We start from the raw sequence: 14182 nt of genomic DNA, 5'->3' as shown, positions 1-14182 counted from the left end.
CGCCCATTCCGGCCTCATTAGCGCGATTACTGCAACTGCGGACGGATTTGTCCCAGCGAGCGCATGCGCACGAGGTGGTAGGCGGCCATGCTCAGCACAAACATCTGATCGACTTTCTTCAGACCGCGCACCATCACCTGACGCATGCGCCCCACGGTCTTGACCCACCCGAAGCCCTGTTCGATCAGCTTGCGCTTTTGTTGCGAGACGGCATAACCGGCGCTGGAAGCAATGGCATCAGCAACGGCCGAGCGACGACCCGATGTGTTCTGCGCCACGTGGGGCGTCACCTTCATTTCCAGGCAGGCCTCAATGAACTCGTGCGCGTCATAGCCCTTGTCCGCGCCCACGGTGACTTCCACATTCAGGTCTTCAATCACCTGCCTGGCATCGTTAAGCATGACCTTTGCGGCCTCCCGCTCGGCGTGTCCGTCCGCCTTGGTCACCATGGCGCTAACCACCAGGCCATGGCGGTTGTCGCTCAGGGTATGACCCATGTAGCGCAGCTCACTGGATGTCTTGCCCTTGCGGTAGAGCTTGGCATCGGGATCGGTCTTGGATTCGTGTGTCTCGTTGCTGCGCTTGCGACCTTTGAAGTTGCCGCCGGCGTCATCGTCTTGGTCGTCGCCATCCTTGCGCACGAAGCTCTTGTGGCCTGCCCACGCCTGTATCAGCGTGCCGTCCACGCTGAAGTGCTCACCCGACAGCCAGTTCTTCTTCTGCGCGATGGCCAGCACCTCGTTGAAAAACTGGATCACCGCATCATGCTTGATCAGTCGCTCGCGGTTCTTGGTGAAGACCGTGGGCACCCAAACTGAGTCGTCCATCGACAGCCCGATGAACCAGCGAAACAGCAGGCTGTATTGCGTCTGCTCCATGAGCTGGCGCTCAGAGCGAATGCTGTAGAGCACCTGCAGCAGCATGGCCCGCAGCAACTTCTCCGGCGCGATACTGGGGCGGCCACCCTTGATATCGGCCTCGTACATCTGCGCGAACAGCCGGTCCATCTTCACCAGCGCCTGGTTGGCCATAGTCCGGATCGAGCGCAGCGGATGGGACTGCGGCACGAAATCCTCCAGCCTCCGCATAGTGAACAAGCTTTCCGTGAAGGTATCTGCGCCGCGCATGAATGTGGGATTGGATGGGATCCTCAAAGCAACGCTTCAGCCAATCGTCGCGCTGACGTCCGCTGGAGGTATTTCAGCGGCCTGTTAGTTCCCAAGCTAAACGCTCCATGCCGGCCTGGAACCGTGTCCGGTCGGAGATATCCTCAACTACCCGTTCTCGCACACTGAGGCCGAAAATTCGAGGTCTTGCATTTCGGCTTTGAGTTTTAAAGATATCGAACTTCAACGCGCTGAATCAATGCAAGCAATGCGATCGCGAGAACGATCCTGTCGCACATGGTCCCGACCAAGGCGTTCTTCTTCGCGGTCAATCTGTCAGGTGGCGTAACGGTATTCAAGGCCGGCATCGGCGTGTGCGGCCTGGGCGGGCTCGTCTCCAAACTTGAACGCCCATGCGCTCGACCAACACCGATGGCTAGTACGATGTGGCGCTGGCGGCCTTCAGCGACATCTGGATCCGGTCCAGCCAATCTACATTGGGTCTGTCGATACTGTCAGGATCGCCGCCACCTTTTCGACAATCCTCATCGAACAGCGGCCCTGCGTCATAACCCGTTTGCCGTTATGGCGGGATTTTCTGAGATTCCGGCGTAGACCAGAACTGCGGAGGTGTGAGAGTCATTTGGGATTCGAATGAGTCCCATCCAAACAATCGATTGCCAAACTTCGAGAAATGTCGACCTATCCGTGATAGATTCCAACGGTGGCAGATCTCTGTGTGAATACGCCATGGAATGTAACGTCAAGATTGCTTGGTTTTTGTGCGCGCGATCCGAGCGAAAATGGCTTGAGCGACATATCGCGTTTCCATTGGCCTAAAATCTCCACCAGAAAGCATACAGCCTCGTTGACGGAGTAGACAATTGCACCTTTTTGATGTAAATCAGATGGCCGGGTTTTTCGTAAACTCGTTCAAGTTCGTAGCGATATTCGCTACCGTCTGTGTCGCGCTCGAGCTGATGTTTCCGGCTTATCGATACAGTTTTGCGTCATATGTTCGCGGAGTACGAAATTGGATCATTCGCCTTGGGTTCGCTGCAGTTGTCTGGCACGTCTACGCTGTGGCTCTTGAATGGTTAGGGGTCAAGCCGCTCCTGACGGTGAATTTCGGGACGTTGTTTCACTCTGACAACGCAATTATTAGCGCGGGCTTCGGCGTTCTTTCAGGCGTTCTAGTCGCAATTGCCGCTGATTTCTTCCGCTACTGGATGCACCGTGCACAGCATGCTATTCCATTCCTGTGGCGCATGCACGCCACCCATCATTCTATCCGCGAACTGACGGCTTGGAATTGTGCTCATCACTTATCTGAGCCGCTTATTTATGCTTTTTTCGTCGCAATGCCGCTCGCTCTGATCCGCTTCGAATCTGGCGTCGTGCCAACTGTTGCCCTGACGCTGATTGCCTTTCAGGTCCACTTGTCTCACTCGAGCACGCGAATTCATCTTGGGCTGCTACGATACATCGTCGGGGATGGCAAGTTCCATCGTATTCACCATTCAATAGAAGCGCGTCACAGGGGCCGAAACTTCGGGACATTTACGACGCTCTGGGACACGATTTTCCGTACGGCGTACTGGCCGACAAAGGACGAGTGGCCGGAAGTTGGCCTCGCAAGCCAGTCTGAACCGATCACGGTGCGCGATTACCTTATGTTTCCTTTTGACCAAAGCCGCTGGCGCAAAGCGACGGTCGGAAGTGGCGTACGGAATTAAGGTTATCGATTAAGTGCGGTGCACACCTCATGACGGCTTGTCGCACTTGTGTTGCTGCCAATTGAATCGCGGAGTTGCCGGTCACGCGGTGGCTGGGCCGCTCAAATGCGACCGAGCTTGGTATTGATGTGCAGCAGGTCACCCGGAGCGGCCTGTTCAAAGCGCATGACGGGCTCGCGTGGCTGAAGACCCGCGAGCCTGGACAGGCTAGCGCGCGCGAGCACCGGCTACAGTGGGTTCGGAAACACCAACATTGCGGGCGATTTGCCGCTGGAGCATACGCCGTTGGCTCAACTCCACGATCAACAGGGCCTTGGACGGGTCCTCCACGGCGAGCGGCCCGGCCGGGACGAAGCGTCGGCACGCTACCGGCCAGACAACGGCCCAGCCACTTGAGCCGTCGGTGCTGTAACGCAATGGCTAAGCGGTTGCTTCGGGACACTCAGACCATGTTCGGTGATGTCTTGGATCTCGGGTCGGCGGGCGAAGGTTGGCATTCTTATGGGTTTTCATCCGGCTGAGCTCTTGGAAGTCTGGGTGTTTGGCGACTTCCGGTTTTCCAGACTCAGTTCAGATGAGCCACGATACAACGCATTACAGCTTCACATCCAGTGCGGGGTGAGCTTCAACACCGAGTGGGTGCGGAACTGGTGTGACTGGTTTGGCGCGCAGTTTCCCCGTCGGGCGAACGCCGGACGCGTCGCACCGGGCTCCGCTTGGCACCTCGATGAACGTATGTCAGGGAGGAACTCAGATCCGCTCTTCCCGCAGAACTCGGCCCTGGTGAAAGGCTTCAGAAGAATTCTGCACCGACACGGTCGCAAGCTACAACTCCATTTATAAAGACGCCATGTTCAGGGGTTGGATGTCTTGCCCATGCTAGACGAAAGATCCACTATCTCTCCTGGCACGCAGGAACGACGCTGACATCCGCGAGAAGCGCCCTACGAGCGAAAGCGTGTCCGACAGGAACGGGCGTAAGCCTTCGAGGTCTGGCTACGCTCGGCGCTGAGCAAGGTATCGTCCAAAAGCGATACCACGAAGCCGATGGGCTGCGCATTAAGTCAGTCGACAACGGACGTAGCAGCGAACGCGGCGCCGCCGTCTATTCGGCGGTGGCTCTAGCCAACCTGAATGATCTCGATTCGGAGGCTTACCTGCGGCGTATTTGCTCGCCTCCCACTTCACCCGCGTCGCCGAACTAACGCCATGGGGCAAGGTTGTACAGATCCGCTCGGACGCCGCTTGAAAGTAACCTTCCTGTCACGAACGGGTCGAGCGGTTGTCCTGGCCCATTGGAGCACTCGAGAGATTCAGGCCGTTGCCAATGAGCTGAATAGCAGACCTCGAAAAATCGCTTGGTTGGCGACACCCGCCAAAGCCGTAGATGAAAATCTGCAATCTGCCCAGTCTTCTGTACTTGCGACGACCGGTCTAAGCTGCCCGGTAGGTGAGCGATGAATATTAAGCCATGCACAGGTAGCATCAGGAGATTTTCAGCATCAGCCGAAAGGGAAATTGTTGGGGCAATGCGGTGATGAGGCGGCTCTTCCTGAACTTCAATATCGAGCATGTGTGGGAGTCAATAGGCTGATCACGACGAGGGTCGACGCGGCATGATTTAGTAGGTCGCTTCAAAGCTCGCAGAGCAAGCTAGCCGATCGAACGGGGATTCGACCACGCCAATAACTGACGTTGTAGGACTATTCGCTTTCAGGCTGTAGAGGCGGCGCAATGTTGGGTAGGCAGTGGGAATCGAAAATACTTGACATGCTTCGTGTGAGGCGGGTGCTGCATCGATAATGAGCGAAATATCCCTGACGTTGACCTTATGTCGCCGGAGCGCGTCAATAATATAGCGATTACTCAATTCTTCAACGATCCCATCCGACATCCCGGGGGGAGAAATCAATCCACCCAAGTTACTGTAAGCATCAACAAGCCTTATAGGCAGCATGATGAGGCTTCTGGCGAGGCGGACGGGCTTGGCGCGATCCGGTCGCACGCGATGGATACGTGTTGCGATCAAGGCCAAGGTCTCATTCAGAGCAGCCCTGGCCCAGCGCAGGCCGAGCAGAACCGCAGGCAGGACAGGTTTGAGCGCGGTAATGGCGTAGGTACGGTTGATCCGATGGTCCGAGTCAATGTCATGTTCCTGCGCGGCGGTGAGGCAGCATAGGGCGTGCAGGTTGTCACATAGGATTTTGGCGCCGAAGTCCTGCCTGGCGGCCAACTGCGAGAGGCCGGACAGATGTTCGAGTGCCATGCGGTGTTTGAGGCGTTTGAACGCCTCCTCGAGGCGCCAGCGCTGGTGATAGAGATCGCGGAAGGTGGCAGCCGGATAGTGGTGCATGTCGAGCAGATTGGTGATGAGCACGCGCACCTTGCCGGCTGGCGAGATCTGCCGGATCAGCCGGACGGTCTGCGGAGTAGCCGCACACTCATAGTCGCGCGCGTCATTTCGGGCTGGAGCCGGGAGCGTGACGATGGCCTCGTCGCGACCGGAGCGGACGAAGTGCCGCACGGCAGCAAAGCCGCTACCGTCGGCGCGCATGCAGAAAGGGATTTTTCGTTGGTTGAGCACGGCCACCAGCCAGCGGGCGGGGTAGCCGCGATCGAGCAAGAGCAAGTCGTCGGATTGCAGGCGGTCCAGATGCTCGAACAGGATCTGGCGTTCGTTCTCGTGCACGCTGTGCAGTGAGGCGGCGAGCATGATCTCGGCCCCGGGCAGGTATAGGCCGAAGGCGAGTTGATCGCGAGTGGCGGCTCGAGGCAGATGGCTGTGGCGGATGGCGAAACGCAGGTGTGAGGCGTCCGCGGCGACTAGCCGAAAGCCATGCCAGCGCGGCAAATGGTCTGACACCTGCCGAAGCAGCCAGTCATTGAGGTGAGCAAAGACATCGCCGCTGAGTTTGCTGCGAGCCTGGGCGAAGGCTTGTTCACTGACGCAACGGCGCAAGATGTTCTGGCGCGCGAGCGCGGCGAAGAATTGATCGAGTTCGGCTTGTACGCCCATGCGCAAGTTGCCAAGCATGAAGGCGATCAGTGTCGGCAGAGTGAGCTTGCGCTGACGGGTGAATGCGGAGGGTCGTTCGGGATGGCGAGCAAGATCGTGAAAGACCTTGGTGTGCAGATATTCGGTAAGCGAAGCGAACAAATCGGTCAGGGGCATGAGAGCCAAGCGAAGATCGAGAAGCGATCCTCTATTGGCCGCCGCCCTGCTTGCGCTAAACAGCCAGCGCAAGCAGGGCGGCGGCCGCTCGAACCTCGTCACATGTCAAGCGTTCGCGGGGCAAATCGCGATTCTATTGACGGCTAAACTTGGGTGGATTGGGTCCGCACCTGGTGCATCGGGAGCACCTGCGCGGTTTCGCTCAAGGAGGCCTGCAAATATAGAAGTCGTAACTGCCGAGCCGAGCTGTCAGCGTACGCTCGAAAACCCGTTGGACTCTTCCAGGCGCTCTGCGGTACGGACAGTACCACCGACAGCGCGCAAGGCGCTCGTCTTCGGCGAGTTTCTCCAGGACGTCGATAGGAGCGCCGGGCGCCATAGAAGAAGTGGACGCGCCTCGAACCGCCGCTGGCAGGTCATGCCGGCGCGCGGGGCTGCGCAGCAGAGTGTCTTCTTCCGCGTCTACGGTGAACGTCGCGCCGCCTTCGGATCGATCTGGCATTTCATAGGGCTCCAATGCTGGCTGTCGAGTCGCATCTCCCGACACTTCTTGCGTTACAGGCCCGCCAGGCCGATGATGTCCCAGAAATCGCGCACGGCCGCGCAGGCACGTGCCTTCGTGTTCGGCGCGTCGGGCAACGCCGCGCCGTAGGCCGCAATCGCATCGTCCGCGAGCCCCGCCCACCGGGAAATCGAGCCGGCCAGCACGTCACGATTGCCTGGGGTCTCCAGGGCCATGCGGACGAGCGCGCCGGCCCAGCCCCGGTGCCGCTGGGCGTCGGCAAGCTGCGCGTCAGTCAGCAAGCCGAGCAGGGTGTCGCCGTTGTGGCGCGCCGCCTCGCCAAGCCCGCGCAAGACCACTTCCTCCATCGCCGGCTTCAATACTAGACTGCAGGCGACGAAGGACTCTGCCCAGTCCCATGCAACGAGCGCGTGTTCGGCCAGCTTGCGCCAACCCTGCCAGGCCGGATCTTGCTCCCAGCATCTGCGCTCGTCGGTGCCAAAGCCCACGTCGCTGAAGATCTGAGACAGCTCTCGCGTTCGATACGCGGTGTGGGTGAGCCAACGCAGCGAGTCGGCGGTCTGGTAGGCGGCGCAGTTCGAGATCGTGGAGGCGGGGGCCATCTGCGTCACGTAGGCCGATCCCATTTGCAGTGTGTGGAACAGATAACGTGCCGGCGTGTACAGTCGCGCCAGCGTGCCGGCCCAGGAGTGCTCCAGCATGGAGTCGTGGCCGCGCTGGGAAAATTGGTCCAGCAGACCGGACACATAGGTTTCCTGACCGTCCTGCAGAATGTTGTAGGTGCGGTAGACGAGCTCGTCGGGGTCCCGAAAGGCGTTCCAGTCAGCGTGTTTCAGCGGCGAGGCGTTGCGGTGACGCTTGAACCACTGCGCCATCTCGAAATTCGGATCGAGTTCGAACGGCGCGTGGGGGTTGTCGGTCGTGTAGTGCAGATTCGTCGAGACGATCTCGTACTCGCTTGGTTTGCGCCGCCGCGCGGCCAGGTGGCTCCAGGTCTTTAGCGGCTTGAGGACGTCCGGTTGAGTAGTCATGCTCGTCTCCGGTTACAGCGTCTTTTTGTAATAGAAGAGGACGTAGTCGTCCGTGGTCTCGATGCGGCCCGCGAACGAGCTGAGGTTGACCTCCAGCTCGGACATCCTGAACGGGCGGCCCAGCGTATCCTCCAGCGTAGCTCGGCGCAGGATCAGTTCGCCGTCGGTGTCGATGCGCACGTATGCGAGCTTGTCGTCGACACGGATCTCCTTACCCGGATTGTCTTCCCGCGCGGCCTCGATGACGCCGGACGTGATGCTGCTGGCGCGAAGCACGGGGCCGACGCGGTTATTTCGGTACGCCTCGGCGGTGTTGTGATCCCTGCTCATGATCGATTCCTTTGCAATATCAGCAATTGGCGAACAGTGGTTCGACGCCTTCGACAGCGATAAGTATGTCGTCACCATCTACCCTGATGGCATACTCTGCGAGACGGGATCCACTGGGGTTGATGCCCCTGCCTGTGTTGGCGTCGAATGTCCACTGGTGGGCCCGGCACATCAGTACGCGCCCGTCGAAATTTCCCTCTACGAGCGGAATGTCCTGGTGCGGGCAGATGCCTTGGAATGCGCGTGGCGTGCCGCTTCGTGGGCGGACAAGTACGATGACGTGGCTGTCCACCACGACCTCGGCCATGTCGCCTTCCCACAGCTCGTCGAGTGTGGAGACTGTCTGGAAATTTTTGGTGTCCTTATGCATCGCAAAAAATGAATTCGAGTGACTCCATCGGCTTGATATCGGTGTCGCCGAGCCGGGCGTCGCGGGGATAGAAATGGTCGCTCCCCTGGCGCCGCACCCGCAAGACCTTGCCGGGCTGAGGCGCTACGCGACGGCCGACTGAATGGTGCGCGGCGGCCGCCGCTACCTCGTCCATCGAGTTCTCCGTATCGACGGCGACGAGCTGCAGCACGAAGTCGTATTGAAAATTCGAAATCACTGGAAACAGTGCCATGTCATTATCCATCTGATGGCCGCATCAGGCGGTCTTGTTCTGTTCGCGCTGGCGGCGGTATGCCGCCACCCATGCGCAATGGTGTGCGTCGTCGCCAATCTCGCCGGGGGCGAGGTTCATGTACAGGAGTGCCCCCCCAGGTCGGGCGGCTGGATGTGCCCGGCGAGGAAACGGTCGACCAGGGTCAGGTGGTCGCGGTAACGCACGGGGTCCTGTTGGAAAACCCAACGGTCGATCTCGGAATTGAAGTGGTACGTGCGGCCGTTGTACTCGAGCGGATAATCCCTGACGTTCCAGCCACTGCCCGGCACCGCGCAGATTGGCAACTGGCTCATGTTGCACACAATGGGCAACGTCTCGGGACGGTGAGCTCCTTCCTGCCCGCGAGCAGGTTGTCGATGATGACGTCCCAGGCCTTGCCAAACGTGTCATTCCAGCCGGAATACTTTTCTTCGAGCCAATCACGGCAGTCCGGCGTCATGCCGGCGGCCGGATTCCACCAGATGGTTGGCCTCCAGAACCAGATGCTCAGCTGGTAAGCATGGTGCTGGTAGTCGAACTCATTGATCATCTGGTCCCAGTACCAGGGCAGGTCGAGACCGAGGTCTATCAGGGTGCGCTCGAACTGGCCGACGATCCATTCCGTCACGAACGCCTTGAATGACTCCTTGCGATGCTGCAGCGGCGTAGCGTAGTCCATCGACGTGCCGGTCAGCAGGGAGAACAGGCGCCATGCGCGTGCAATGGCCACGTCCACGAGCTGCTGCGCCTGCTCCTTGCGCCCGTTGGCCAGCAGGATCTGCAGTGCCGGGCCGCCGATCTGCGCGTGCCGTGACTCGTCCGTCTGGATGCTTGAAATGAGGCTGGCGAACGTAAAGTCGCCGGCTTCCGCCGCATCGGCCGCCAGCCCGAGGAACTGCATGTTGGTGAAACCGGTTTCGAAGGCAAACGTAAGCATCACGGCGATCTCGATCGCGCTGCGCGACATGAATAGGTCGTCGAAGGTACTGCGGGCAGCGATCGCGGCCCATTCGTTGGTGTGATAGGCCTTGTGCGCCCAGTCAAACTGACGATCCTTTGGCAGTAGTCGTGCGGAAAGTAGAGTTGCAATTGCCCGTGACGGTTCTCGTCAAGCATGCCAAACGTCGCCATGTTGCGCATCCCTGGCGCGCGGCCGAAGCGGGCCATTCGTGCCTCGGCGCTCATCGCTGCGTATTCGCCGAGCGCGATGGCGCCGTAATGTGCCTTCAGGATAGACAGCCAGCCGGGATCGGCGTTCTCGAACATGCGGCTGCGCTCCAGCGCGGCCTTCACGGAGTAGGCGCCAGCGTCCTTGTCGCGCTGAATGCGGACATATTCTGGATACGATGTCTTGTAGGGCTCGTCATAGGTTTCCCAGACTTCCATGGGCACGCCCTGTGCCCCTGCCATGACCTCCGGGAAAAGGTCGGACTCGGCGACGTACGTCGGCGTCCAGTTCGTTGTGCGGGCAATGTCGTACCACGCTGCGCGTTCCAAAAGCGCCATGGGATATTCTCCTTGGTGGATGTCATGTCCTTCTTGCTTTGCAGTCCCGGTTGCGAAAGGCCGCAGATCCGGAGCGCATTCCCTTGTGCAAATGTAATGCCAGCGGGCATGGCGATATAGTCATGCTGCACTGCAAAGCAGTGGGAGCGTAAGGAATGGCGGGTACTCCATTGGATTTCGAGGCCCGGATCTGGGCGTCGCAACAAGGTGCCAGTTCCTTGTGGATTTCCCTACGACACCTACGAAGGCATCAAAATCCACCACTGGGACAAGGGGAAAGACTCATTCGGCCCAACCATGGACGCCTACTGGAAATACCAGGTGCATCGAATTCAGCCGAACTTGAGGAGCGCTTCATGAATGTCAGCTCGACGTTCGAAGCGAATGCGAAGACGACGAAAGTTGTGAAGCCACGCTTGGGTACGTTCGACAACCCAGCGGAACTTGCCCAGACCACTACCGTGCTCAGTCCGGCGTTTGGCAAGCACCGGCTTGATGCCGCGCTCGCGAAGCCGCTGACGATGTGGCTCGGAGTCATAGCCTCGGTCTGCGTAGATGACTTTTGGCTTCTGAAGCGGTCGGCCGCGCACGCCGCGAATGGGCGGGATCGCGTCGACGAGCGGCAGCAATTGGGTGACGTCGTTGCGATTCGCCCCGGTCAGGATTGCGCTGATTGGGACGCCATTTGCATCGACGAGGATGTGGTGCTTGGAACCTGGTCGCGAGCGATCCGTGGGGTTCGGGCCAGTTTTTCGCCCGCCCAACGGCTCGCACCGACGATGAATCGACGGCTACTCGTGAGAAATCGAGTTCGTGGCCTCGCGAAGCTTCGCCAGCAATAGTTCGTGCAATCGCTTCCACACGCCAGCCTTCTGCCAGTCGCGCAAGCGCCTCCAGCAGGTCGGACCCGAACCGAATCCCAACTTGGTCGACAGGTCGCACCAGCGTATGCTGGTCTTGAACACGAACAAGATGCCGTTCAGCGCAGCTCGATCCGAAACCGGAAGGCGGCCTGGATATTTCTTGCGTCGCGGCTTCGGCGGCGGCAGCAAAGGTTCGATCAGTGCCCACAGCTCGTCATCGATGATCGGCGCGCTCATCCCCTCGGTTCCCATCGTTCAGATGGCCAAGGTTAACAGCTTGCCGAAAAGGTTAACAGCCCCCTCGGGGTCTTTTTGAAACGGTCTCTAAGCATGCGCGAGATTGACAGGCTCAAGACCGTCCAGGCGGTCATGGATGGTCAGTTGCGGCCTGGCGTGGCCGCCGAACGATTGGAGATCACTGACCGGCAGCTGCGGCGGTTACTGGAGCGCTACCGGCTGGAAGGCCCAGCCGGGCTGGTCTCGCGCAAGCGCGGCCGACCCAGCAACAACCGTCTGTCTGGCGAGCGCGAAGCCGCAGCGCTCGGCCTGATCCGGGAACACTATGCGACTTCGGCCCGACCCTGGCGGCCGAGAAGCTGCGCGAAGCACACGGGCTCACTCTGGCGAAGGAAACGGTCCGGCGGCTGATGATGGTTGCCGGCCTGTGGGTACCGCGCAAACAGCGCCCGCTCAAGGTCTATCAGCCTCGTAATCGGCGCGCCTGCTATGGCGAACTGATTCAGATTGATGGCTGCGATCACCGCTGGTTTGAGGAACGCGCGCCTGCCTGCACGCTGCTCGTTTATGTCGACGACGCCACCAGCCGGATCATGGAGCTGCGCTTTACCCATTCGGAGGCCACGTTCACGTACTTCGCGGCGACCCGCGCCTACCTGGAGCGCCACGGCAAGCCGGTGGCGTTTTACAGTGACAAGGCCAGCGTTTTCCGGGTCAACAAGCAAGGAGCAACTAGCGGCGACGGCCATACGCAGTTTGCGCGGGCCTTGTTCGAACTGAACATCGAAGGCATCTGCGCCAACAGCAGCCAGGCAAAAGGCCGCGTGGAACGGACACACCTGACCTTGCAGGACCGGCTGGTCAAGGAGCTGCGCCTGCGTGGCATCAGCACCATGGAGGCGGCCAATGGCTTCATGGCGGAGTTCATCGCCGACTACAACGCGCGCTTTGCCAAGGTGCCGCGCAACAACCACAACGCCCATCGACCGCTGCGACCGGACGAGAATCGGGATCTGATCTTCGCGTGGCGCGAGCCACGCTGCGTGTCCAAGAGCCTGACGATCCAGTACGACAAGATGCTCTACCTGCTGGCGGACCCGCCGGAGCATCGCAAGCTGGCTGGCTGCTACATCGACGTCTATCACTACCCAGATGGCAGGATCGAGCCGCGGGCTAATGGCGCCGCCCTGCCCTACACCACCTATGACCGGCTGTCGGAAGTGGACCAGGGCGCGATCGTGGACAACAAGCGCCTGGGACATGTGCTGCAGTTGGCGCAATACGTGCAGGAGAAGCGCGATAACACGCGTTCGCTCTCTGTGCCTGGCACGGAGGGGTTCCGCGCAAGCGTGGACGGCCGCCCGGCAAGAAATCGCAGCGGTCGCTCGGCCAGAACGATATGTTGGAAGCGTTGCAAAGGCTGCAGGAGCAGCCGTGGCCGCTTAACGGAACGGAAAACTGATTCAGCTTGCGCTGGCAGTTCAACAGGGCTCAGGCAGCACGGCTTGGACTCAGTCACGTCAGGACAGCACTACCGCCCTACGCTCACCCAATAGCCGATCAACCGGACATTTCAACTTAGCCAGAGACCGGACATTTCAATTTAGCTTTGACAGCACGTGTTGGCCCAAATAGTAATGTCGCATTTGAGCCAAATAGAAATGACGTACCCCTTGCCCAGGCTGGCATGCTGGCGGCTTTCCGTCTGTCCGAGACTGGAGGCCGCGATGCGCAAGCCCGAGACCATCACGACGACGATGCGCGAACTCGATCGGCTCAAGGTGATTCAGGCCGTGGTCGACCATGGCCTGGCGGTCTGGCGCGCCGCGAGAAGCTCGGCTTGTCGCGGCGCCAGGTGGAACGGCTGGTGCTGCGCTACCGCGAGGATGGTCCGAGTGGCCTGGGCTCGCGTAAGCGCGGCCGTGACAGCAACCGCCAGCTGCCGTCGGGGCTGGAGTCCCGCGTGCGCGGCCTGATTCGCGGCAGCTACGCCGACTTCGGCCCGACGCTCGCCGCCGAGAAGCTGCGCGAGCGCCATGGCATCGACCTGGCCACCGAGACGGTGCGCCGGATCATGATCGACGCTGGTTTCTGGTCCCGCTCAAGTGCCTTGACGACCAGGTCAAGCGGAACTGTCGCAGCAGCTTAAGGAAGACGACAACGCTCTGCGCCTGCTTGCCATCCCGGGCATTGGAGCCATTACCGACAGCTTGTTGGCCGCTGAACTGGGGGATGCAAAGAATTCTCGCTCCGGGCGTGACATTGCCGCATCGATAAGGCTAGTGCCGCGGCAATACAGTACTGGCGGTCGCCCGGCTCTGCTCGGTATCAGTAAGCGAGGCGACAAAAGCATACGTTGCCTGCTGATTCAATGCGCATGCTCTGTAATGACACGTCTTCATCGACGAACGGATGGCTTGGGATTGGCTTCGGAAGATGCTCGTACGGCGCCATCCAAACGTCGTCGCGTGTGCCTTGGCCAATAAGCTTGCAAGCATAGCGTGGGCGTTGCTGTACCGCCGCAGTGATTACCAAATCCCCGTGGCCGCGGCGAGCTGAAGGTGGGCTGACCGCGCAGGATTATTTGTTAATTCAGGCTTTGCGACGTTGACATTGATGACCCAACGGCCCAGTGGCCCGGTGGACACCCTGACAAATTGTATAGCTACCACAAAGTGCGGACATTTTTAATACTACCGGGCGCGACTTTCATCGTGGAGCGGGAGAGCAATCTCCAAGCAGACTCTGGATAGATTTAGGCAAGCCACAGATCATCGACCTCAACCTTGCAAAGATCGGGCTGACCATAGATTTCAATTTAGCTTTGACAAATGGTGTTGGCCTTTCGCGGACATCATGCCGCCGCTCTCCGCAATCGTGACTGGGCGGACCCGGACGACCGTGACAGTTCCGGCAATATCAGCCACAGCGCTTCGAAACCCCGACAGGTATTCGGCGAGGTCGCTGGGCGGCGCAGCAAGCGAAGACGGCACAGCAAAGGAAAAGCAAAGACTTGGCGAGCCTCAACGTACAC

General features: G+C 59.7%; 7 protein-coding genes and 6 pseudogenes. 4 read left to right on the top strand and 9 right to left on the bottom strand.

Annotation, left to right across the window (positions count from 1 at the left end):
* Window positions 1-26: 26 nt before the first annotated feature.
* Entirely contained in the window at window positions 27-1127 is a 1101-nt protein-coding gene (locus tag CBM2586_RS31215) for an IS5 family transposase (RefSeq protein ID WP_012354747.1), read from the bottom strand.
* 887 nt (window positions 1128-2014) lie between these two features.
* Here CBM2586_RS31215 and CBM2586_RS31210 point away from each other — a divergent pair.
* Window positions 2015-2842: a sterol desaturase family protein gene (locus tag CBM2586_RS31210; protein WP_012354745.1), complete on the top strand. Its 828-nt coding sequence runs from the start codon at window positions 2015-2017 to the stop codon at window positions 2840-2842.
* 73 nt (window positions 2843-2915) lie between these two features.
* On the opposite strand, the pseudogene CBM2586_RS31205 reads toward CBM2586_RS31210, so the two are convergent.
* From CBM2586_RS31205 to CBM2586_RS31170, 8 genes and pseudogenes are all read right to left on the bottom strand, one after another.
* Window positions 2916-3339 (bottom strand): annotated as a pseudogene (locus tag CBM2586_RS31205) (IS481 family transposase); the annotation flags it as partial.
* A gap of 1124 nt (window positions 3340-4463) precedes the next feature.
* The gene (locus tag CBM2586_RS31200) at window positions 4464-6014 is read right to left on the bottom strand and encodes an IS4 family transposase (RefSeq protein WP_240991493.1); all 1551 of its coding nucleotides are present in this window, start codon (window positions 6012-6014) and stop codon (window positions 4464-4466) included.
* A gap of 555 nt (window positions 6015-6569) precedes the next feature.
* Window positions 6570-7568, bottom strand: coding sequence for an aromatic/alkene monooxygenase hydroxylase subunit beta (locus CBM2586_RS31195; RefSeq protein ID WP_115691569.1), 999 nt, complete (start codon window positions 7566-7568; stop codon window positions 6570-6572).
* A 12-nt stretch (window positions 7569-7580) separates the two neighbouring features.
* Window positions 7581-7898, bottom strand: coding sequence for an MmoB/DmpM family protein (locus CBM2586_RS31190; protein WP_012354741.1), 318 nt, complete (start codon window positions 7896-7898; stop codon window positions 7581-7583).
* 19 nt (window positions 7899-7917) lie between these two features.
* The gene (locus CBM2586_RS31185; RefSeq protein WP_018003718.1) at window positions 7918-8268 is read right to left on the bottom strand and encodes a Rieske 2Fe-2S domain-containing protein; all 351 of its coding nucleotides are present in this window, start codon (window positions 8266-8268) and stop codon (window positions 7918-7920) included.
* On the bottom strand, window positions 8261-8521 hold the full coding sequence (locus tag CBM2586_RS31180; RefSeq protein ID WP_012354739.1) for a toluene-4-monooxygenase system B family protein: 261 nt from the start codon (window positions 8519-8521) through the stop codon (window positions 8261-8263). Before CBM2586_RS31180 ends, CBM2586_RS31185 begins: the two co-directional genes overlap by 8 nt.
* Before the next feature lie 24 nt (window positions 8522-8545).
* Window positions 8546-10048, bottom strand: a pseudogene (locus CBM2586_RS31175) (toluene monooxygenase).
* Between the two features lie 332 nt (window positions 10049-10380).
* A pseudogene (locus tag CBM2586_RS31170) lies at window positions 10381-11148 on the bottom strand (IS5 family transposase).
* A gap of 93 nt (window positions 11149-11241) precedes the next feature.
* Here CBM2586_RS31170 and CBM2586_RS31165 point away from each other — a divergent pair.
* The 3 pseudogenes from CBM2586_RS31165 to CBM2586_RS31155 form a co-directional block, all read left to right on the top strand.
* Window positions 11242-12610, top strand: a pseudogene (locus CBM2586_RS31165) (ISNCY family transposase).
* Window positions 12611-12875: 265 nt separating this feature from the next.
* A pseudogene (locus CBM2586_RS31160) lies at window positions 12876-13243 on the top strand (helix-turn-helix domain-containing protein); the annotation flags it as partial.
* A gap of 34 nt (window positions 13244-13277) precedes the next feature.
* Window positions 13278-13707, top strand: a pseudogene (locus tag CBM2586_RS31155) (transposase); the annotation flags it as partial.
* Window positions 13708-14182: the final 475 nt, after the last annotated feature.

This window comes from Cupriavidus taiwanensis, assembly GCF_900250115.1.
In the GTDB taxonomy this organism is placed as follows: Bacteria; Pseudomonadota; Gammaproteobacteria; order Burkholderiales; family Burkholderiaceae; genus Cupriavidus; species Cupriavidus taiwanensis_B.
The sequence above is the reverse complement of the archived record's forward strand: the minus strand, read 5'-3'. Positions and strand labels throughout refer to the sequence as shown.